At 61.8% G+C, this 21,380-nt stretch carries 21 protein-coding genes; 12 read left to right on the forward strand and 9 right to left on the reverse strand.

All coding sequences use genetic code 11. The features are described from left to right. Nucleotides 1–36 precede the first annotated feature (36 nt). Genes AC07XZ_RS21135 through fabI form a run of 6 tightly spaced genes read left to right on the forward strand, consistent with a single transcriptional unit; the run spans nucleotide 37 to nucleotide 8,232 of the window. Nucleotides 37–1,869: an extracellular solute-binding protein gene (locus AC07XZ_RS21135; RefSeq protein ID WP_102687408.1), complete on the forward strand. Its 1,833-nt coding sequence runs from the start codon at nucleotides 37–39 to the stop codon at nucleotides 1,867–1,869. Next, a complete protein-coding gene (locus AC07XZ_RS21140; RefSeq protein ID WP_085748401.1) occupies nucleotides 1,866–3,707 on the forward strand; it encodes an extracellular solute-binding protein in 1,842 nt (613 codons plus the stop codon). Before AC07XZ_RS21135 ends, AC07XZ_RS21140 begins: the two co-directional genes overlap by 4 nt. Nucleotides 3,708–3,711: 4 nt before the next feature. Beyond that, nucleotides 3,712–4,785, forward strand: a complete 1,074-nt coding sequence (locus AC07XZ_RS21145; RefSeq protein WP_007956943.1) for a microcin C ABC transporter permease YejB — start codon at nucleotides 3,712–3,714, stop codon at nucleotides 4,783–4,785. A 1-nt stretch (nucleotide 4,786) separates the two neighbouring features. Next, nucleotides 4,787–5,806, forward strand: a complete 1,020-nt coding sequence (locus tag AC07XZ_RS21150) for an ABC transporter permease (protein ID WP_085698849.1) — start codon at nucleotides 4,787–4,789, stop codon at nucleotides 5,804–5,806. A gap of 1 nt (nucleotide 5,807) precedes the next feature. Beyond that, on the forward strand, nucleotides 5,808–7,418 hold the full coding sequence (locus tag AC07XZ_RS21155; RefSeq protein WP_102687407.1) for an ABC transporter ATP-binding protein: 1,611 nt from the start codon (nucleotides 5,808–5,810) through the stop codon (nucleotides 7,416–7,418). Nucleotides 7,419–7,437: 19 nt separating this feature from the next. Beyond that, on the forward strand, nucleotides 7,438–8,232 hold the full coding sequence (gene fabI / locus AC07XZ_RS21160; RefSeq protein WP_003202751.1) for an enoyl-ACP reductase FabI: 795 nt from the start codon (nucleotides 7,438–7,440) through the stop codon (nucleotides 8,230–8,232). A 113-nt stretch (nucleotides 8,233–8,345) separates the two neighbouring features. Here the strand turns inward: fabI and AC07XZ_RS21165 are convergent, their stop codons facing one another. The 4 genes from AC07XZ_RS21165 to AC07XZ_RS21180 form a co-directional block, all read right to left on the reverse strand. Continuing rightward, nucleotides 8,346–9,311, reverse strand: coding sequence for a sensor domain-containing diguanylate cyclase (locus AC07XZ_RS21165; RefSeq protein WP_102687406.1), 966 nt, complete (start codon nucleotides 9,309–9,311; stop codon nucleotides 8,346–8,348). Nucleotides 9,312–9,372: 61 nt separating this feature from the next. Then, nucleotides 9,373–9,951 carry a hypothetical protein gene (locus AC07XZ_RS21170; protein WP_102687405.1) on the reverse strand — a complete coding sequence of 193 codons (579 nt, stop codon included), beginning with the start codon at nucleotides 9,949–9,951 and terminating at the stop codon, nucleotides 9,373–9,375. A 1-nt stretch (nucleotide 9,952) separates the two neighbouring features. After that, entirely contained in the window at nucleotides 9,953–12,115 is a 2,163-nt protein-coding gene (locus tag AC07XZ_RS21175; RefSeq protein WP_102687404.1) for a xanthine dehydrogenase family protein molybdopterin-binding subunit, read from the reverse strand. A 17-nt stretch (nucleotides 12,116–12,132) separates the two neighbouring features. Then, nucleotides 12,133–12,588 carry a (2Fe-2S)-binding protein gene (locus AC07XZ_RS21180; protein ID WP_007956954.1) on the reverse strand — a complete coding sequence of 152 codons (456 nt, stop codon included), beginning with the start codon at nucleotides 12,586–12,588 and terminating at the stop codon, nucleotides 12,133–12,135. A gap of 240 nt (nucleotides 12,589–12,828) precedes the next feature. On the opposite strand from AC07XZ_RS21180, the gene AC07XZ_RS21185 reads away from it, so the two are divergent. Then, nucleotides 12,829–13,659: an alpha/beta fold hydrolase gene (locus AC07XZ_RS21185; RefSeq protein ID WP_102687403.1), complete on the forward strand. Its 831-nt coding sequence runs from the start codon at nucleotides 12,829–12,831 to the stop codon at nucleotides 13,657–13,659. A 35-nt stretch (nucleotides 13,660–13,694) separates the two neighbouring features. Here AC07XZ_RS21185 and AC07XZ_RS21190 read toward each other — a convergent pair whose 3' ends face one another. Further along, nucleotides 13,695–14,087, reverse strand: a complete 393-nt coding sequence (locus AC07XZ_RS21190) for a GFA family protein (protein WP_102687402.1) — start codon at nucleotides 14,085–14,087, stop codon at nucleotides 13,695–13,697. A 109-nt stretch (nucleotides 14,088–14,196) separates the two neighbouring features. Between AC07XZ_RS21190 and AC07XZ_RS21195 the strand changes: the two genes are divergently transcribed. Together AC07XZ_RS21195 and AC07XZ_RS21200 are read left to right on the forward strand one after the other, a co-directional pair. Further along, nucleotides 14,197–15,345 carry a GGDEF domain-containing protein gene (locus AC07XZ_RS21195; protein WP_102687401.1) on the forward strand — a complete coding sequence of 383 codons (1,149 nt, stop codon included), beginning with the start codon at nucleotides 14,197–14,199 and terminating at the stop codon, nucleotides 15,343–15,345. 38 nt (nucleotides 15,346–15,383) lie between these two features. Beyond that, nucleotides 15,384–16,055, forward strand: coding sequence for a class I SAM-dependent methyltransferase (locus AC07XZ_RS21200; protein WP_102687400.1), 672 nt, complete (start codon nucleotides 15,384–15,386; stop codon nucleotides 16,053–16,055). Between the two features lie 4 nt (nucleotides 16,056–16,059). Here AC07XZ_RS21200 and AC07XZ_RS21205 read toward each other — a convergent pair whose 3' ends face one another. Together AC07XZ_RS21205 and AC07XZ_RS21210 are read right to left on the reverse strand one after the other, a co-directional pair. Next, a complete protein-coding gene (locus tag AC07XZ_RS21205) occupies nucleotides 16,060–17,214 on the reverse strand; it encodes an NnrS family protein (protein WP_102687399.1) in 1,155 nt (384 codons plus the stop codon). Nucleotides 17,215–17,216: 2 nt separating this feature from the next. Next, nucleotides 17,217–17,465 (reverse strand): transmembrane sensor/regulator PpyR, encoded by a 249-nt coding sequence (locus AC07XZ_RS21210; protein WP_085748410.1) that lies wholly within the window; start codon nucleotides 17,463–17,465, stop codon nucleotides 17,217–17,219. Between the two features lie 262 nt (nucleotides 17,466–17,727). On the opposite strand from AC07XZ_RS21210, the gene AC07XZ_RS21215 reads away from it, so the two are divergent. Then, complete coding sequence (locus AC07XZ_RS21215) at nucleotides 17,728–18,231, forward strand: VOC family protein (RefSeq protein ID WP_102687398.1); 504 nt, start codon at nucleotides 17,728–17,730, stop codon at nucleotides 18,229–18,231. A 35-nt stretch (nucleotides 18,232–18,266) separates the two neighbouring features. Then, entirely contained in the window at nucleotides 18,267–19,100 is an 834-nt protein-coding gene (locus AC07XZ_RS21220) for an AraC family transcriptional regulator (protein ID WP_102687397.1), read from the forward strand. Between the two features lie 93 nt (nucleotides 19,101–19,193). On the opposite strand, the gene AC07XZ_RS21225 is transcribed toward AC07XZ_RS21220, so the two are convergent. Continuing rightward, nucleotides 19,194–19,565: a DUF6124 family protein gene (locus AC07XZ_RS21225; protein ID WP_102687396.1), complete on the reverse strand. Its 372-nt coding sequence runs from the start codon at nucleotides 19,563–19,565 to the stop codon at nucleotides 19,194–19,196. A gap of 327 nt (nucleotides 19,566–19,892) precedes the next feature. After that, nucleotides 19,893–20,480 (reverse strand): LysE family translocator, encoded by a 588-nt coding sequence (locus AC07XZ_RS21230; RefSeq protein ID WP_102687395.1) that lies wholly within the window; start codon nucleotides 20,478–20,480, stop codon nucleotides 19,893–19,895. A 142-nt stretch (nucleotides 20,481–20,622) separates the two neighbouring features. Between AC07XZ_RS21230 and AC07XZ_RS21235 the strand changes: the two genes are divergently transcribed. Continuing rightward, nucleotides 20,623–21,378 (forward strand): type 1 glutamine amidotransferase domain-containing protein, encoded by a 756-nt coding sequence (locus AC07XZ_RS21235; RefSeq protein ID WP_102687394.1) that lies wholly within the window; start codon nucleotides 20,623–20,625, stop codon nucleotides 21,376–21,378. The last annotated feature ends 2 nt before the right edge of the window (nucleotides 21,379–21,380 follow it).

Consider the following 21,380-nt stretch of genomic DNA (forward strand, 5'->3'; position numbering starts at 1 on the left):
GCCCACAAAGCCCAAGCCGCCTGGATCGGATCTGACTTGAAGCGTCCCCTCCTCCTGCTCCTGATCAGCCTGGCCTTGAGCTCCCCCGTCAGCGCGGCGATCACCGAAAGCCACGGTTATGCGCAGTTCGGCACGCTCAAGTACCCGGCCAGATTTACCCACTTCGACTGGGTCAACCCGCAAGCGCCCAAGGGCGGCACCTTGCGGGTGATGGCGTTTGGCACCTTCGATACGCTCAACCCCTACACCTTCAAGGGCACCAGCCCGGTCACCACGGCGAATTTCCTGCAATACGGCATCAACGAGCTGAACGAGCCGCTGATGGTCGGCACTGGGCAATACGCACCGTCCGGTGACGAACCGGCGTCCAGTTACGGCTTGATCGCCCAATCGGTGGAGTACAGCGAAGATCGCAGCTGGGTGGTGTTCAATCTGCGCCCGCAAGCGCGCTTCCACGACGGCACGCCGATTACCGCGTACGACGTGGCGTTCTCCTATCGCCTGCTGCTCAAGGAAGGTCATCCGCTGTACCGCACCGCCCTTCAGGAAGTGCTGCGGGTTGATATCCTCAACCCGCAGCGCATCCGCTTTGTACTCAAGCGCAGCGGCAATCCGTTGCTGATCCTGCGTCTGGGTGAGTTGCCGGTACTGCCCCAGCATTACTGGAAAGGTCGCGACTTCAAGGCCACCACCTTCGAGCCGCCGCTGGGCAGCGGGCCGTACCGCATCACCTCGGTCACGCCGGGGCGGCAGTTGATTTTCGAGCGGGTCAAGGACTACTGGGGCAAGGACCTGCCAGTCAACCGCGGCAAATACAACTTCGATCGCATGGAAGTCGAGTTCTACCGCGACAGCGATGTGGCCTTCGAAGCATTCAAGGCCGGCGAGTTCGACATTTATATCGAGCATCAGGCGAAGAACTGGGCCAACGGTTACAACTTCCCGGCGATCCGTCGCGGCGACGTGATAAAGGCGCAGATCCCGCACCAGATCCCGACCCAGAGCCAGGGCTTGTTCATGAACACCCGGCGCGCGACCTTCGCTGACGTCAAGACCCGCGAAGCCCTCGGCCTGATGTTCGACTTCGAATGGACCAACCGCGCGCTGTTCAGCGATGCCTACAAGCGCACCACCAGCTACTACCCCAACAGCGAGTTCAGCGCCGTCGGCCTGCCGGTCGGCCATGAATGGCTGATGCTCAAGCCGTACAAGGATCAACTGCCGGCGCGCCTCTTCACCGAACCGTTCACGCTGCCGCAGACCGACGGTCGCGGCATCCCTCGGGAAACAATGCGCAAAGCCCTGGCGCTGCTGGCCGAGGCCGGCTGGAAGCTCAATGGCCAGCGCTTGCAGAACACCGCCGGCCAGCCGCTGCGTTTCGAGCTGCTGCTGGTCAATCCGAACCTGGAGCGGATCCTCCAGCCGTACATTGAAAACCTCAACAGCATCGGCATCGACGCGCGCCTGCGCACCGTGGATCGTGCCCAGTACAAACAGCGTCTGGATCAGTTCGATTTCGACATGATCCTGATGACCCTCAACCAGACCCTCAGCCCGGGGCTGGAACAGTGGCAGTACTTCCACTCCAGCCAGGTCGGGGTCAAGGGCAGCAAGAATTACGCGGGCATCGCCAACCCGGTGGTCGATCATCTGCTCGAGCAACTGCTCGCCGCCCGCACCCGCGATGAACAGGTCGCCGCCGGCAAGGCGCTGGACCGCGTGCTGCTCTGGCAGCACTACAGCATTCCCAACTGGTACCTCAATTATCACCGTCTGGCGTACCGCAACCGGTTCGCCTTCGTCACCACGCCGCCCTACACCCTGGGCCTGAGCGCGTGGTGGCTGAAATCTTCGGAGAAAGATCGATGAAGCCTATCCGCGCCCTGCTCGTGCAGGCCAGCGGTCTGTTGTTCACCGGGCTGGCCTTGGCCGCCCCGCAACACGCCGTGACCCTGTACAACGAGCCGCCGAAGTACCCCGCCGACTTCAAGCACTTCGACTATGTAAACCCTGACGCGCCCAAGGGCGGGATCTTCCGCCAGGCCGGCTTCGGCGGCTTCGACAGCCTCAATCCGTTCATCAGCAAAGGCGTGCCGGCGGACGATATCGGCCTGATCTACGACACCCTGGCCAAACAGGGTCTGGACGAGCCATTCACCGAATACGGCCTGATCGCCAGCAAGATCGAAAAGGCCCCGGACAACAGCTGGGTGCGCTTCTACCTGCGTCCCGAAGCGAAGTTTCACGACGGCCACCCGGTACGCGCCGACGATGTGGTATTCAGCTTCCAGACCCTGACCAAGGAAGGCGCGCCGATGTATCGCGGCTACTACGCCGACGTCGAGGAAGTGATCGCCGAAGACCCGCTCAAGGTGCTGTTCAAGTTCAAGCACACCAACAACCGCGAACTGCCGCTGATCCTCGGTCAGTTGCCGGTGCTGCCGAAACACTGGTGGGCCGAGCGTGATTTCAACAAGGGCAACCTGGAAATCCCGCTGGGCAGCGGCCCGTACAAGGTTACGCAAGTGAAGGCCGGGCGTTCGGTGCGTTACGAGCGGGTCAAGGACTATTGGGGCAAGGATCTGCCGGTCAATCGCGGTTTCTACAACTTCGACGTAATGACCACCGACTATTACCGCGACAACACCGTCGCGCTGGAAGCGTTGAAAGCCGGGCAGTTCGATTACTGGCTGGAAATGGCCGCGAAAAACTGGGCCAACGCCTACAACGTGCCGGCAGTGACCGAAGGGCGGCTGATCAAGGAACAGATTGCCAACAGCAATCCGACCGGCATGCAGGGCTTCGTCTTCAATTTGCGCCGTCCGGTGTTTCAGGACGTGCGGGTACGCCAGGCCCTCGGCCTGCTGTTCGACTTCGAATGGACCAACAAGCAACTGTTCAACGGCGCTTATGCGCGCACCCGCAGTTATTTTGAAAACTCGGAAATGGCCGCCACCGGCCTGCCTGATGCAGAACAGGTGGCGATCCTCGATCCGTTCCGCAGCCAGCTGCCGGCGCAGGTGTTCAGCGAAGCCTTCGAAAATCCGAAAACCGACGCCAGCGGCATGATCCGCACGCAACAGCGCGAGGCGTATCAGTTGCTGCAAGAGGCTGGCTGGAAAATCGTCGACGACAAAATGGTCGACGCGACCGGCAAACCGGTGGTCATCGAATTCCTCCTGGCGCAGACCGAATTCGAACGCGTGTTGTTGCCGTTCAAGCGCAACCTCAGCGACCTCGGCATCGACCTGGTGATCCGCCGCGTCGACGTCTCGCAGTACGTCAATCGCGTGCGCTCGCGAGACTTCGACATGATGGTCGGCAGCTTTCCGCAGTCCAACTCGCCCGGCAACGAGCAGCGCGAATTCTGGATGAGCGCCGCCGCCGACAAGTCCAGCAGCCGAAATTCGATCGGCCTCAAGGACCCGGTGGTCGATCACCTGGTGGAGAACCTGATCAACGCCGATTCGCGCAAAAGCCTGGTGGCCCACGCCCGCGCCCTCGACCGTGTGCTGCAATGGGGCTACTACGTGATCCCCAACTGGCACATCAAGACCTGGCGCGTGGCGTACTGGAACCACATCGGCCACCCGAAAGTCTCCCCCAAATACGACATCGGCATTAACACTTGGTGGGTCAAGCCCGATGCGAAGCCGGCGGTAGAAGTCGAAACCCAACTGCAAGCCGACCCTGTGGGCACGGAGTAATCAGATGCTGGCGTACATTTTTCGGCGACTGCTGCTGATCATCCCGACCCTGTTCGGCATTCTGCTGATCAACTTCGTGATCATCCAGGCCGCGCCCGGCGGGCCGGTGGAACAGATGATCGCCAAGCTCGAAGGCTTCGAAGGCGCCACCAGCCGCATCGCCGGCGGCGGTGCCGAGGTGTCGGTGGCCGGCTCCTCCTATCGCGGCGCGCAGGGCCTTGACCCGGCGCTGATCAAGGAAATCGAGAAGATGTACGGATTCGACAAGTCGGCCCCGGAACGTCTGTGGATCATGGTCAAGAACTACGCCCGGCTGGATTTCGGCGACAGCTTCTTCCGCGACGCCAAGGTCATCGACCTGATCAAGGAGAAGATGCCGGTGTCGATTTCCCTCGGGCTGTGGAGCACGCTGATCATGTACCTGGTGTCGATTCCGCTGGGGATCGCCAAGGCCACGCGGCACGGCAGCCATTTCGACGTCTGGACCAGTTCGGCGATCATCGTCGGTTATGCGATCCCGGCATTCCTGTTTGCGATTCTGCTGATCGTGGTGTTTGCCGGCGGCAGTTACCTGGACTGGTTTCCTTTACGCGGACTGACCTCGAACAACTTCGATGAGCTGAGCCTGGGCGGCAAGGTTCTCGATTACTTCTGGCACCTGGCGCTGCCAGTGACGGCGCTGGTGATCGGCAACTTCGCGACCATGACCCTGCTGACCAAAAACAGCTTCCTTGACGAGATCAACAAGCAATACGTGGTCACCGCCAAGGCCAAGGGCCTGACCCGCCACCGCGTGCTCTACGGCCATGTGTTCCGCAATGCGATGCTGCTGGTGATTGCCGGGTTTCCGTCGGCGTTCATCGGCATCTTCTTCACAGGTTCCCTACTGGTGGAAGTGATCTTCTCCCTCGACGGCCTCGGCCTGATGAGCTTCGAAGCGGCGATCAACCGCGATTACCCGGTGGTGTTCGGCACCCTGTTCATCTTCACCCTGCTGGGGCTGGTGGTGAAACTGATCGGCGACCTCACCTACACCCTTGTCGATCCGCGCATCGACTTTGCCAGCCGGGAGCATTGAGATGAACCTGTCCCCTCTCAACCGCCGGCGCTTCGAACTGTTCAAGGCCAACAAGCGTGGCTGGTGGTCGCTGTGGCTGTTTCTGATCCTGTTCGGCCTGAGCCTCGGCGCCGAGCTGATCGCCAACGACAAGCCGCTGGTGGTGCATTACGACAACAACTGGTATTTCCCGGCGATCAAGCGCTACCCGGAAACCACCTTCGGCGGCGAATTTCCGCTGGAAGCCAACTACAAGAGCCCGTACATCCGCGAGCTGCTCAAGGCCAAGGACGCGTGGGTGCTGTGGGCGCCGATTCCGTTCAGCTACCAGAGCATCAACTACGACCTGAAAGTCCCGGCCCCCGCCCCGCCATCGGCGGACAACCTGCTGGGTACCGACGATCAGGGCCGCGATGTGCTGGCGCGGGTGATCTACGGCTTCCGTATCTCCGTGCTGTTCGCCCTGACCCTGACCGTGCTCAGCTCGATTATCGGCGTCATTGCCGGCGCCTTGCAGGGTTTCTACGGCGGCTGGGTCGATCTGGCCGGCCAGCGCTTTCTGGAGATCTGGTCGGGCTTGCCAGTGTTGTACTTGCTGATCATCCTCGCCAGTTTCGTCCAGCCGAACTTCTGGTGGCTGCTGGGAATCATGCTGCTGTTCTCGTGGATGAGCCTGGTGGACGTGGTGCGCGCCGAGTTCCTGCGCGGGCGCAACCTCGAATACGTGCGCGCAGCCAGAGCGCTGGGCATGCAGAATGGCGCGATCATGTTCCGCCACATCCTGCCTAACGCGATGGTTTCGACCATGACTTTCATGCCGTTCATCCTGACCGGCGCCATCGGCACCCTCACCGCCCTGGACTTCCTCGGTTTCGGCTTGCCGGCCGGCAGTCCGTCGCTGGGTGAGTTGGTGGCTCAGGGCAAATCCAACCTGCAGGCGCCGTGGCTGGGCATGAGCGCGTTTGCGGTGCTGGCGCTGATGTTGAGTTTGCTGGTGTTCATCGGCGAGTCCGCTCGCGATGCCTTCGACCCGAGGAAGTGACATGAATCAGGACAATCTGATCGAAATCCGCGACCTGGCCGTCGAGTTCGGCATCGGTGAGCGCGTGCAACGGGTGGTCGAAGGCGTGAGTTTCGACATCAAGCGCGGCGAAACCCTGGCGCTGGTCGGCGAGTCAGGCTCGGGCAAGTCGGTGACGGCGCATTCGATCCTGCGCCTGCTGCCCTATCCGCTGGCGCGGCATCCGGCCGGCAGCATCAATTATTCCGGGCAAAACCTGCTGGAGCTGGGCGAAAAGACCATCCGTCACATTCGTGGCAACCGGATCGCGATGATCTTTCAGGAGCCGATGACCTCGCTCAACCCGCTGCACTCGATCGAGAAGCAGATCAACGAGGTGCTGGGCATCCACAAGGGCCTGACCGGCAAGGTCGCGACCAAGCGCACGCTGGAGTTGCTGGAGATGGTCGGCATCCCCGAGCCGCACAAGCGCCTCAAGGCCCTGCCCCACGAATTGTCCGGCGGCCAGCGCCAGCGGGTGATGATCGCCATGGCCTTGGCCAACGAGCCGGAACTGCTGATTGCCGACGAACCGACCACTGCGCTGGACGTGACCGTTCAGCTGAAAATCCTCGACCTGCTCAAGGAATTGCAGGCCCGATTGGGCATGGCGCTGTTACTGATCAGTCACGATTTGAACCTCGTGCGAAGAATTGCGCATCGTGTATGTGTCATGCAGCGCGGTTGCATCGTCGAACAGGCATCGTGCGAAGAGCTGTTCCGTTCGCCGCAGCATCCGTACACTCGGGAACTGCTTGGCGCGGAGCCCAGCGGAGGCCCGGCGAGCAATAAAATCGGGGCGCCGCTGCTTGAAGTCGAGGATCTGAAAGTCTGGTTCCCGATCAAGAAAGGCCTGCTCAAGCGCACGGTGGATCACGTCAAGGCAGTGGACGGCATCAATTTCAGCCTGCCTCAGGGTCAGACTCTGGGGATCGTGGGGGAAAGCGGTTCCGGCAAATCCACCCTGGGTCTGGCGATCCTGCGGTTGATCGGCAGCAAAGGTGCGATCCGTTTTGAGGGCAAGCAGCTAGACTGCCTGACGCAAAGCGAAGTCCGGCCGCTGCGCCGGGAGATGCAGGTGGTGTTTCAGGATCCGTTTGGCAGCCTGAGCCCGCGGATGTGCGTGAATGACATCGTTGGCGAAGGCCTGCGGATCCACAAGATGGGCACCGCCGCCGAGCAGGAAGCGGCGATTATTGCGGCATTGAAGGAGGTAGGTCTGGATCCGGAAACCCGGCACCGCTACCCCCACGAATTTTCCGGTGGGCAACGGCAGCGAATTGCCATAGCCCGGGCCTTGGTGCTCAAACCGGCGCTGATCCTGCTGGACGAGCCGACTTCGGCGCTCGACCGGACGGTGCAGCGGCAAGTGGTGGAGCTGTTGCGTTCACTGCAAGCCAAGTACAACCTGACGTATTTGTTCATCAGCCATGACCTGGCTGTCGTCAAAGCGCTGAGCCACCAGCTGATGGTGGTCAAGCATGGCCAAGTGGTCGAACAGGGAGACGCGCAAAGTATCTTTGCCGCCCCCCAACATCCGTATACACAGCAGTTGCTGGAGGCCGCTTTCCTGGCACCAGCCACTGCGCAATAACCTGAAAGAGGAGCAACACATGGGTTTTCTCGCCGGTAAGCGCGTACTGATCGTCGGTGTCGCCAGCAAGCTGTCCATCGCATCCGGCATCGCTGCCGCCATGCATCGCGAGGGCGCTGAGCTTGCCTTCACTTATCAGAACGACAAACTGAAAGGTCGCGTAGAAGAGTTCGCACAGGGCTGGGGTTCGAGCCCTGAGCTGTGCTTCCCGTGCGACGTGGCCAGCGATGAAGAAATCGCCAAGGTCTTCGAAGAACTGAGCAAGAAGTGGGACGGCCTGGACTGCATCGTGCACTCCGTCGGCTTCGCCCCGGGCGACCAACTGGACGGCGACTTCACCGAAGCCACCACCCGTGAAGGCTTCCGCATCGCTCACGACATCAGCGCCTACAGCTTCGTGGCCCTGGCCAAAGCTGGCCGTGAAATGATGAAAGGCCGCAACGGCAGCCTGCTGACCCTGTCGTACCTGGGCGCCGAGCGCACCATGCCGAACTACAACGTGATGGGCATGGCCAAGGCTTCGCTGGAAGCCGGCGTACGTTACCTGGCCGGTTCCCTGGGCCCGGACGGCACCCGCGTCAACTGCGTATCGGCTGGCCCGATCCGCACCCTGGCCGCTTCCGGCATCAAGAACTTCCGCAAGATGCTGGCCGCCAACGAAGCGCAAACTCCGCTGCGCCGCAACGTCACCATCGAAGAAGTCGGCAACGCCGGCGCCTTCCTGTGCTCCGACCTGGCGTCGGGCATCAGCGGTGAAATCATGTACGTGGACGGCGGCTTCAACACCACCGCCATGGGCAACATCGAAGAGTAATCTTCGCGCTGCCGATAAAAAGCCCGCCTATTCAGGCGGGCTTTTTCATGCCTGCGATTTCGTTAACATCGTCTTTTTCTGTGGGAGCCAGCCTGCTGGCGATAAGGCCAGAATCAACAACGCTTCAAGGCTTGCTTGTGCTCATACATCGCTGCATCCGCATCCGCCAGTAACTTGTCCACGGTGTCATGGCGCTGCGGGTTGTATTCGATCTGGCCGACGCTGAAGCGAATCGCATAACCGCGGTGCAAAGTGGCATTGCGCTCTTCGAGAATTTCCTTGAGTCGCGCCATGATCGCCGTGGTTTCGACATGGCTTGAACCGGTCAGCAGCGCCACGAATTCATCGCCGCCCAGCCGTCCCACCACATCGCTCTCGCGAAAGGCGATGCGCAGCACATCGGCGAAATTCTTCAGCGCGCTGTCGCCCTCGGCGTGCCCATAAAGGTCGTTGATCTGCTTGAAGTCATTGAGATCGAAAAACAGCAGCGTCGCCGGTTTTTGCAGGCGTGCGCAGGCGTCCAGAGCGTGCTGGGCCAGCATCTTGAAGCCGCGACGGTTGGACAGCAGCGTCAGCTCGTCCATGCTCGCCATCTGCACGGCCGTCAGCTCTTGCTCGGCCATGCCGGCCAGATCGCGCAGCAGGGCGCGCTCCTCTTCGTCGAGATCGCGGGGTTTGGTGTCGATCAGGCACAAGGTGCCCATCTTGTTGCCGCTGGGTACGGTCAGCGGATAACCGGCGTAGAACCGGATGTTCGGCTCCCCGGTAACTAAAGGGTTGTCGTGGAAACGCTCGTCCTCTCGGGCGTCAGGTACCAGCATGAGCTCGTCCTTGAGAATCGCATGGCCACAGAATGAAACAGAGCGTGGCGTTTCGGCCGTGTCCAGCCCCACGCAGGACTTGAACCATTGCCGCTCCTTGTCCACCAGCGTGACCAGCGCGATCGGCACGTTGAACAGACGCTTGGCCAGTCGCGTCAGCCGGTCGAAGCGCTCCTCCGGTGCGGTGTCGAGCAGCTTCAGGTCCTGCAGCGCTTGAATGCGCGCAGCTTCATTGGCGGGTTTGCCGGGTACCAGCATCACACACTCCTTTGTCGTCGATGCAGTTGAGCGTAGCCCGAATCAGCAATGACTCAACTTCTCATCCACCGGCCACCGGACACGGCCCGCCCGCATCGGCCCAGAGTTTGAACTGGGTCACGAAGATATCGTGCGGCACCGGCACCGGCGCGCGCCCTGCCCCGGGATTCCAGCCCCAGAGCACCAGTTTGTCCTCGCTGACGTGTTTGATCAGCGCGGCGAAGTCCCGGTCGCCGTTGCTAGCGCGGTCCTTGATCATCGCGCACAAGCGATCCGGCGGCAGACCGATCCAGGCCATCTTGTGGGCGGCAGGCGGCAGGCTCCAGTGCGGCGCGCCCGGTGGCGCATGGGGGCCATAACTGGCCGGCGGATTGCTTTCGGCGTGACAGGTGGCGCAGGGCAAACCGGCGGCGCCCTTGCCGTCCATGCCGCGTACCACGTTCATCGCGTGGGGGATGCCGGCGTCGAACTGCAACGGCGAATCGCCGGGAATGTGACAGTTCTGGCAGCGCGGGCTCTGGAAGACTTTCTGCACCGTGCTGAAGGCCTTCAAGGCTTCCTGATCGTCAGCGAACAGATCCGACGCGTAACCGCCCAGCCCAAGCAGAATCACCGTGCCCAACAACAAATGTCGTTTCATCTCACACCCCCGACAATTGCAGCGGCATTTCCCGCAGGCGCTGCCCGGTCAGGGCGAATACCGCGTTGGCCACCGCCGGCGCCGTGGGCGGTACACCGGCCTCGCCGATGCCGCCGGGTTTCTCGCTGCTGGGCACGATGTGCACCTCGACCAGCGGCATTTCATTGAGCCGCAACACCTGATAGTCGTGATAGTTGGACTGCACGACATGGCCGTCCTTGAGCGTCAGTTTGCTGTGCAGCGCCATGCCCAGGCCGAAGGTGATGCACGATTCCATCTGCGCAGCGATGCTCTGCGGGTTGACCGCAATCCCGCAGTCCACCGCGCAGACCACGCGATGCACGCGGATCGCCAGATTGTCCTGTGACACCTCCGCCACCTGCGCCACGTAACTGCCGAACGATTCGTGCACCGCCACGCCCAGCGCATGGCCGTCCGGCAGCGGGGCTTTCCAGTTGGCTTTCTCCACCGCCAGATTCAACACGCCGAGATGCCGGGCATGATCCTTGAGCAGCGTTCTTCGGTACTCCACCGGGTCCTTGCCCGCCGCCGTGGCCATTTCATCGATCAGCGACTCCATGACAAACGCGGTGTGGCTATGACCCACCGAACGCAGCCACAGCACGTTGATCCCGGTGGTCGGCGAGTGCAGATCGACCTGATGATGGGCCAGGCCCTTGATGTACGGGCTGTCCGAAACGCCTTCGACCGACGTCTGGTCGACGCCGTTCTTGACCATGGTTTTCTCGAGCATGGTGCCGGCCATGATCGATTGCCCGACCAGCACATGCTGCCAGGCCAGCGGCAGGCCGTCGGCGCCGAGGCCGATCTTCGCCTGATGCAGAAACATCGAGCGGTAGTAGCCACCGCGAATATCGTCTTCGCGCGACCACACGGTTTTCACCGGCATCGCCGCAGCCTTGGCCACTTGCACCGCTTCGGCGACAAAGTCCGAGGTCGGGTTGGCCCGCCGGCCGAAACCACCACCGAGAAATTCGGTGTGGATCTCCACCTGCTCCGGTTTGAGCCCGGTGATTTTGCCGGCGACCATCTGGTCCAGCGTCTGGAACTGGGTGCCGGTCCAGATCTCGCACTTGTCGGCGCTGATCTTCACCGTGCAGTTCAGCGGCTCCATCGGCGCATGAGCCAGGTACGGCACGCTGTATTCGACGTCGATTTTCTTCGCTGCCTTGCCGAAATTGCCCTTGGCATCGCCGGCCTGCGCCGCCGAAGTGCCCGGTGTGGCCGCCAGTTTGCGGAAACTCGCCAACAGCTTTTCACTGCTCAGATCAGCGTTCGGCCCCAGGTCCCAATCGACCTTCAGCGCATCGCGACCGAGCTTCGCCGCCCAGTAATGCTCGGCGACCACCGCCACACCGGTCGGCACTTGCACCACTTTGTGCACGCCGGGGATCGCCAGCGCCTCAGCGCCTTCAAAGGATTTCACCGTGGCGCCGAACGCCGGCGCCCGCGCGACCATCGCCGTCATCAATCCGTCGAACTGCACGTCCATGCCGAACTTGGCGCGGCCGGTGATTTTCTCCGGGGTGTCGAGGCGTTTGGTGGGTTTGCCGATGACCTTCCAGTCCTTGGCGTCTTTAAAGGTGATCGACTTCGGATCCGGCACCGGCAGTTGCCCGGCGGCGTCCGCCAGTTCGCCGTAGGTGGCGCGGTTGTCGCCGGCAATAACCACGCCGGATTCAGTGCGGATCGTCGACGGTGCCACGTTGAAACGCTTGGCCGCCGCTTCGATCAGCATCTGTCGCGCGGTGGCACCAGCGAGGCGGTAACGATCGAACTCCATCCAGGTTGAAGTCGAGCCGCCGGTAATCTGCATCCCGCCAAAACCGGGCATGCCGTAATCGGCTGCCGAAGCTGGCGAGTGCTCGACGCGGATCTTCGACCAGTCGGCGTCGAGTTCTTCGGCGATCAACATGGTCAGGCCGGTCCAGATGCCCTGGCCCATTTCCGAATGGCCGAGCAGCACGGTCACGCTGTTGTCCGCTGCAATCCGCAGGAACGCGTTCGGCGCAAACACCTTGCCTTCGTTCTCGGCTGCCTTGGCAAAGCGATTGCCGCCGGGCACCACGAACGCCACCACCAGACCACCGCCAAGCACGGCGCTGCCCTTGAGAAATCCGCGACGGGATACAGGACTGTTCATCACTCACCTCCCCTCGCTCAGCCGATGTCGGCCGCGCGTTTGACCGCCGCGCGGATTCTTGGGTACGTGCCGCAGCGGCAGATATTGCCGGAGAGCGCCTGATCGATATCGCTGTCGGTGGGTTTGGGGATTTTCGCCAGCAACGCGGCGGCGGACATGATCTGCCCGGACTGGCAGTAGCCGCATTGCACCACGTCCAGTTCGGCCCAGGCCTGCTGTACCGGGTGCGAACCGTCGCTCGACAGGCCTTCGATGGTGAGGATCTTCTGGCCATGGGCGACGGCCGTGGCCGGGGTGATGCAGGAGCGCAGCGGTGCGCCATCGACGTGCACGGTGCAGGCACCGCACTGGGCCATGCCGCATCCGAATTTGGTACCGGTCAGGTGCGCGACATCGCGCAGGACCCAGAGCAACGGCATGTCCGCAGGGACATCGAGCTCCTGATCCTTGCCATTGATGTTCAAGGTCAGCATCGGGGACTTCCTCAGACTCACGGTGTTCTGAAGGGCGCTGCTCCGGCTCTCGATGGCCGTGCGCGCCTCGGCTTATCCCTTTCAGCTAAGCGCATTTTGACCCGACGACCAGCCGTTGCGACCACCGGTCATGCCGCACCGTTCGGGAATTCTTCGACCAAAGTGCCGACTTTGCTCCTACAGTTGATTCCGGTTGTCATCGCAAGACCTGCCCTTTCACACTTTCCAGGAGTCGCGAACATGGGATTTGTCACAACGAAAGACGGCGTCGAAATCTTCTACAAGGACTGGGGCCCGAAAGACGCGCCGGTGATCCACTTCCACCACGGCTGGCCGCTCAGCGCGGACGACTGGGATGCGCAGATGCTGTTCTTCCTCGCGCAGGGCTTCCGGGTCGTGGCCCATGACCGACGGGGTCACGGGCGCTCGAGCCAGGTCTGGGACGGCCACGACATGGATCACTACGCCGACGACGTGGCGGCGGTAGTCAATCATCTGGGGACGCAGAAAGCCGTGCACGTCGGCCACTCCACCGGTGGCGGCGAAGTGATTCACTACATCGCCCGGCATGGCGAGGATCGGGTATCGAAAGCCGCGATCATCAGCGCCGTGCCACCGCTGATGGTGAAAACCGAAAGCAGCCCCGGCGGTTTGCCCAAGTCAGTGTTCGACGATCTTCAGGCGCAACTGGCGGCCAATCGTGCGCAGTTCTATCGCGACGTGCCCAGTGGGCCGTTTTACGGCTACAACCGCCCTGGCGCCAAGCCATCGGAAGGGATCATTGCGAACTGGTGGCGCCAGGGCATGATGGGCGGCGCCAAGGCGCACTACGACGGCATCGTTGCCTTCTCACAGACCGACTTCACCGCCGACCTGAAAAGCATCTCGATCCCGGTGCTGGTGATGCACGGCGACGACGACCAGATCGTGCCCTATGAAAACGCCGGTGTGCTGTCGGCGAAGCTGCTGAAAAACAGCACGCTGAAGATTTATCCGGGCTTCCCCCACGGAATGCCGACCACCGAGGCGCCGACGATCAACGCGGATCTGCTGGCGTTCATTCGCGGCTAATAGTGGCCGGGGTCAGGCGCCCTGCCTGACCCCGGTTACTCTTCGGTTCGCCCCGTTCTCTCGCGATCACGCACGTAGTGTCGGGCCAGCGGAAAGGCCGGTAGCCACGACTCGCGACGCACCGTCCACAGCTCATAGGTGGGCAGGAATTGATCCGGCGCATCCAGCGCGCCCAGATTCACTTCGACTTCATCGCCACTGCGGCCAAACACCGATGAGCCACAGCGCGGGCAGAAATGTCGCCCGGCATAGTCACGGGTCTCGCCGCTGATCGTCACCGCGTCCTCGGCAAAGATCGCCGACGCGGCAAACAGCGCGCCATGGTGTTTGCGGCAATCCAGGCAGTGGCAAACGCCAACCCTGTAGGGTCGCCCCGACGCCTCGATCCGCACCTCGCCGCACAGACAACCGCCGGTCAATCGGTCCATGAAACACCTCGTCTGAAAATGGAATATCCGGTGAGTGAAAATAGCAGCCCACTGGGGGAACGCTTACAATCGTGGCCCATTAATACTATTCAGGCAGAACCGTTCTTTCATGGCGCTCGATCCTCTCACGATGCTCACCATTTCCACCGCCCTGGCCGCGGCGGCCGCCCTGTATCTGGCGGTCGAATGGCGCAGCATCCGCGAACCTTCCCTGCTGTTCTGGAGCGCCGGTTTCGCCACCATCACCGTCGGTTCGAGCCTGGCCCTGTTGCGCGCCAATGGTTATCCGCTGATCGGCATCTGGTTCGCCAACGGCCTGCTGGTGGTCGCGCACTGGCTGTTTCTGCTTGGGGTCGCGCGGTTTACCCAGCAGCGCTTGTCACGCGCCTGGTACTTGATGTTCCTGCTCTGGCTGGCGTTGCTGCTGCTACCGGAAGATCCGTCGTGGTCGAAGATCATGCTGATGGCCAACTCGCTGCTGGTGGCCGCGTTGATGCTGCGAGCCAGCCTGTTGCTGCGCCCGCACGGCAAATCATTGAGCGTAGGCGCGGTGCAGTTGCGTTATGTGCTGCTGATCCACGGCGCGTTCTATTTCGCCAAGGCGATCATCGCGGTGATTCCCGGCACGCTGATCGATCTGGCGTCGCTGCGCGGCGAAATCATTCAGATTTCCCTGGTCGAGGGTGCGATGGCGATCATGCTGATCGCGCTGTCGATGACCGGCACCGAGCGCTACCGGCGTGAAAAGCAGATTGCCGAACTGGCCGCCCGGGATCCGCTGACCGCGCTGTACAACCGCCGCGCCCTGGAAGTCCGCGCACCGCGCCTGCTTGATGAAGTGTCCAGCGCCCGCCCCGGCGCGCTGCTGCTGATCGACATCGACAACTTCAAACTGATCAACGACCTCTACGGCCACACTGCCGGCGACCGCTTGCTCATCGCCCTCAGCGAAATGATCCGCGCGGTACTGCCCAAAGATGCGCTGGCAGCACGGCTGGGCGGTGACGAATTCGTGATGCTGCTGGGCGATGCGTCGCACGCACAGATCATGGTGCTGGGCAGCGAGCTGCGCGAACAGTTTCAGCAGATGACTTCCCAGACCTACACCACCCCGCAGGCCGTCACCCTGAGCATCGGCGCCAAGGTGTTCGATCAGCCGCCAGCCAGCCTCGCGGCGTTGATCGAACAGGGCGACAGCGCGCTCTACGAATCCAAGCGCGGCGGTCGCAACCGGATTCAACTGGCCGACTACACCTGACCTATCCTTGCCTGCATCCCGCGATCCCGGAGCCCGTCATGTCCTCGCCTGAATCCACCCTCCTCCAGAGCTGGCATCACAACGCCCGGGCCTGGACCGAAGCCGTGCGCAGCGGCGCCATCGAGAGTCGCCGGCAGGTCACCGATCAGGCCATTCTGCTGGCGGTGATGGGGCGCCAGCCGGAGCGCGTGCTCGATCTGGGATGCGGCGAAGGCTGGCTGTTGCGTGCGCTGGCCGAGCGAGGATTCGATGCGGTCGGCGTCGACGGCGATGCGACGCTGGTCGAGGCCGCGCGGGTGGCCGGTTCATCGCGCGTGCATGTCGCCAGCTACGAAGAACTGGTTGAGGCGAAGGTCGAAATTGGCCGCGATTACGACCTGATCTGCGCCAATTTTTCCCTGCTGCATCAGGACATCATTCCGCTGCTCGCGGCGATGAATGCCCTGCTCGTACCGGGCGGTGCGCTGGTGATCCAGACGCTGCATCCGTGGTCGGTGGCCGCCGGTGATTATCAGGACGGCTGGCGGGAAGAAACTTTCGAAGGATTTCAGGGCGAGTGGTCGCCAATGCCATGGTATTTCCGCACCCTGTCCAGCTGGCTGAATGCGCTGGACATGGCCGGCCTGCAATTGACCGGCCTGCGCGAACCGCAGCATCCGCAAAGCCCGGTGCCGCAATCGTTGCTGATGATTGCCGAGCGTCGCGGTTAAAACGCTACAGCCTCGGCTTGAGCAGAAACCCGGTGTAATGCCGCAAAAACAGCGCGAACCCCGCGCACCAGAGCACCACGGACAGCCCCAGCCCCAGACTGGAAAACGGCACCAGCAACACCCGGCAACCCGCAGCGATCAGCACCAGCGCAAAGCCCAGCACCATGCCTTTCGAGGGCTGTAACAACCGGCCGGTATGCCCAAGGCTGACCCGCGCAATCATCGCCAGAATCAACCCACCCACCCCGCCGACCGCCAGCGCATGGGTCGCCAGGCTTTGCTGGCCGATCAAACCCAGATGCCACAGCGCCATGGCCCAGGTTGCCAGCGCCATCCAGCCGTAAGCCAGATACAGCGACCACAGCAGCGGCACCCGCCACATCCCGCGATCATGCCAGCGGATCAGCCGCATCAACTGCAAACTGCCGGTCAGCACAAACAGGCCCGCCAGCCACAGCCGCGGCGAATCATTGAGGCCTGCCGCAAAAGTGACAGCGGTCAGCAGGCTGCCGATCAACAGCAATCGGGTTGGCAGTGGATTGGCGACGGGTGCCGGCGGACGGTTCAAGCCGCGCTGAATAAAGAACGGAATCACCCGCCCGCCAATCACGGTCATCAACGCCGCCACCAGCCACAATGCGCCCAGCACACCCTGGCGTTGCAGGCCGGCATCGTCGTTGTACAGGCCGATCAAAGTCAGCGCCTGACAACCCGCCATCAGCCCAAGCACCAACACAATCGGGTAGTTATCACGTTTGCGGGCGGCGACCAGATCCCGTCCCAGCATCACCGCCAGCAGCGGCAGAAAACCCCATTGCAGCGCCAGAATCAGCCCGGTCGGCAACGGCAGCCACCAGGCTACACGCCCGAGCAGCCAGACCGAGACCAGCGCGATCAGCGCCCCGCCGCGCACTCCGGGAATGCCGGTCCAGTTGGGCACCGCCGTCAGCAGAAACCCGGCAACGATCGCCGCCGCGAAACCGAAGGGCATTTCATGTCGATGCCACGCAAGCATGCCGCCCGCCGGTTGCAGATCGAACCAATGTCCGTAAAGCCACAGACCCCAGATCAGGATCGCCAGCGCGGCGAATCCTGCCCCGGCCAGAAACAGCGGCCGGAAGCCCAGGCTGAACAGCGGCGCATCGGCGAGTCTGCGCATGTTCAAACCACCACGGCGGCGTGATGTGGGCCCAGCCGATATTGAGATAGGAGCCGCATCACATAGCCGATCTTGATCAGCGTCGGGCCAACGATGGTCATGGCATGCATCGCCACCAGCAACGCAATCGGCATGTGGCCCTGATACAGATAAGCGCCGTAGATCCCGGCCAGCAACATGACCAGACCGGCGACGAGCACTTTGCTCGACAGGTGCAGAACGTTCAGCGGATTCTCGAAGAAAGTGAACATGTTTCGTACTACTGAGCGGATCAGTTTGTACGTAAGGCAATTCAACTTGCGTGCCAGATTTTCAGCCCAGCAAAATCAGTTAGTTGCAAAAATACGAGTCATTTTGACACAAGTACAGAAGAGTCTTTTTGACACCACTTAAAGTCAATACGACTACGCTCCACCCTAACGACAGCCAACCACTCGACCCATGGCGCTGCCAGCTGATCACAGACTGACTACTCTGTAATCCAGCGTGTCTAACCTGCCGAGGATGACTGCCATGCAACGCTTTCAAAAGCTGACCCCGTGCCTGTGGTTCGACGATCAGGCGGAAGCTGCGGCGAAGTTTTACTGCTCGATCTTCGATCACTCGAAAATCACCGCCCTCACCCACTACAGCAAGGTCGGCCAGGAATTCCACGGGCGCCCGGAGGGCTCGGTGATGACCGTCAGTTTCGAACTCGACGGCCATACCTTCACCGGGCTCAATGGCGGGCCGATGTTCAAGTTCAATGAGGCGATCTCGTTTCAGGTCAATTGCCAGAACCAGGAAGAAGTCGACCACTTCTGGGGCAACCTCAGCGCCGGCGGGCCGGTGGAAGCCCAGCAATGCGGCTGGCTCAAGGACAAGTTCGGCGTGTCGTGGCAGATCGTGCCGGTGGCCTTCATGCACATGATGACCGACCCCGACCAGACCAAGGTCCAACGGGCGATGCAGGCCATGTTCGGGATGAAAAAACTCGACATCGCCGAACTCGAGCGAGCCTTCGCCGGCCAGAGCTAATACACTCGGGCACTGGCCTGCCGAGAACCCCAACAATGAAACACGCTGCCGCCAAGAACCCCGAACAAGCCCCGCGCTTCTGGCGCGACGACGCCCTGCCCTTCATCGAAGCGCGGGCCATCGCCGATGGGCGCGAGGTCTGCTATTCACGGCACTCCCACGCGCACTTTTCCATCGGCGCGATCACCGCCGGGCGCAGTACTTACGTGCATGAGCAATCATCTTTCGAAGTGACGGCCGGCACCGTGGTGCTGATGAATCCGGGGGACGTGCACGCGTGCAACCCGATCGATGACCAGCCGTGGTCGTATTTGATGTTGTATGTGGAAACGCCGTGGCTGACGGATCTGCAGCATCAGCTGGGGTTCAGTGCGGAACTTGAGTTTCGGCGGTTTTCCGATACCCATTTGAATGATGCCCGCCTGTTTCGCGACTTGAATGCGTTGTACGCGATATTGGTCGACGAGCAGCAAGACGTGCTGCGCAAACAGAGCGCTGCGGTGGAGTTTTTCAGCGACCTGCAACTGCGCCTGAACCCTATCGAACAACCTCTGCGAGAGCCGAACTTCAAACTCGAACGCGCCGCCGACTTCATTCGCCATCATTGCACCGACCTGCTCAGCCTCGACGACATTTGCGCCGCCGCCGAGCTGTCACCGTCCTATTTGATTCGCGCCTTCAAACAGCATTTCGGCATGACGCCCCATGCGTTTTTGGTCAACCAGCGCATTCAGTTTGCCCGAGAGTGTCTGAGGCGCGGGCAGTTGATTGCGGATGTGGCGCTGGAGGCGGGGTTTGCCGATCAGGCGCATTTTCAGCGGGCGTTCAAGCAGCATCTGGCGGCTACGCCGGGGCAGTATCGGGGTTAAACGAAAAAACGGCCCGCATTGGGCCGTCTCGGTTTGGAAGGGACGCGGAGCGTCCCGGGCTGCATTCCCACGCAAAGCGTGGGAACGATCAGGTTACAGAGGCGCCTCGGCCTTCAACTCCAGATTATCCAGCGCACGATTCACCGCCAGTTCACCCAGCATGATCAATTGCGCAATCCCCAACAGCACATGCCGATACGAGCCATCCACCAGCCCGGCGAAGTCGGTGGCCATGGTTTTGGCCGAGGTCAGGGTTTCGCAGGCGTCGGCCAGCAGTTCTTCGCTGTCGATGCCGGGGGCGATGAGGTAGCGGGTGTTGGGTTTGAGCAGCGGTTTTCTGGGGTGGAACGGATTGAGGTAGTGGTCGAGAGCGCGGTCGGCGGCTTCGTGGAATTTCTTGGAGTCGAGGGTTTCGTAGGGCGAGGTCGGGTCGGTTTCGGGTGGGTTTGGTGTTGGTTTGATCATGATTGAATCTCCAGAGTCATGGAGCCGCCACGATTCGCTGCGATACGAAGAGGTGGCAGCTATACGCGGGTCGCAGACCGGGACTCTAGAACCGGCAGACCCGAGGGTCTCCCACGTACAGCCGCCATAAAACTGGAGGGTGTTGTGCGTCTAGAGATCGCGGGCTGCGAGACCCGATCGCTGATTCGTCAGCGACCGGCAAACAATAGAACCCGCTCCCAAGGCGCACAAGCCGGCGGATTCTGGCGGATGCGTAGGCAATGGCGCAAGTTCGCGTGGTTTGTCGGACGCATCCTTAAACACCTTTAAACCCAAGCCCCGTCACACTCACGGCAGCAACAGATACCCCGCACTCACCGCCAACAGCAACGCCATCACCCGGTTGAACAAGCGCATCCCCGCCGGGTTGCCAAGATAACCGCGCAAGAACGTCCCGGCATACGCCCAACAGCCGACCGACAGATAACAGATCACCAGATACACCGCTGCAAACTGCCACACCAGCCGCGCCTCGCCATCGGCGACAAACGCGCCCATCCCCGCCACGCAGGCCAGCCAGGCCTTGGGATTGAGCCACTGCATCACTGCGCCGTAGAGCATCGACGGCGCCCTGTCCGATTCTCCCGCATTCAACTGGCCGTCATCCGTGGCCAGTTTCCAAGCCATGGACAGCAAAAACGCCACCCCGGCCAGTTGCACCACGCGGGTCAGCGACGGCCACAGTTTCAGTACTTCATGCAGCCCCAGCCCCATCAACACCAGCAACAACACAAACCCCAGCGTCGCCCCGGCCACATGCCTCTGACTGGCGCGAAAGCCGAACTGCGCCCCCGAGCTCAACGCCACGATATTCACCGGCCCCGGGGTAATGGACGCGGCCAGGGCAAACGCCGCCATCGACACAATCAGACTCATCGCACACCTGCTTCAAATCGAGGAACAAGGAGCCCACAGTAGCCAGCACACAACGGTCGGTATTGAAGGAAATTACCCCCGCACGCGCAGACCCACTACGCTCTGGCTATGCGATCACTTTTGACCAGGAAGTCTGCCCTCGATGATCTTGATTCTGCTGCCCTGCGCCGATTACGACCCCACCGAAAGCAGCGTGCCGTGGCAGACGATGCGTAATGCGGGCATCGAAGTTCGTTTTGCCACGCCGCAAGGCTTGCCCGCCCACGCCGATCCACGGCTGGTAGATATCGGCTTCGGCCTGTTGAGTTCGATGCTGATGACGCGCAAGGCCGATCTGGACAGTTACACGCAGATGATCGAGTCCGAAGCGTTCAGGCAGCCGCTGGCGTATGCCGATGTCGACACGAACCGATTCGACGGTCTGCTGATCCCGGGTGGTCATGCCAAAGGCATGCGCACGCTGTTGGAATCCACGCAGGCTCAGCAGATCGCCCTGCAATTTTTCAAGGCCGAAAAACCCGTGGCGGCGGTGTGTCATGGTGTGCTGTTGCTGGCGAGGACGCTCGACCCCGACACCGGGCGCTCGGTGTTGTTCGGGCGCAAGGTGACGGCATTGCTCGCGGCCACCATGGAGTTGCCGGCGTGGCTGATGACAGCTGCGTGGCTGGGGCGCTACTACCGCACCTACAAGCAGACCGTCGAAGCGGAAGTGAAGACCGCGCTGGCCAGCAAAACCGACTTCAAACGCGGGCCGCTGATCGCCAAGCGCGATTGTGCGCAGAAACTGCAATCAGGATTTGTGGTGCGCGACGGCCAACTGCTGACGGCGCGCTGGCCCGGCGATTGCCATCGATTCGCCGCAGAATGGGTGGCCATGTTGCAGGCCCCCCAACGCTGATC

The organism is Pseudomonas sp. GW458-11-26-14-LB4 (assembly GCF_059423925.1).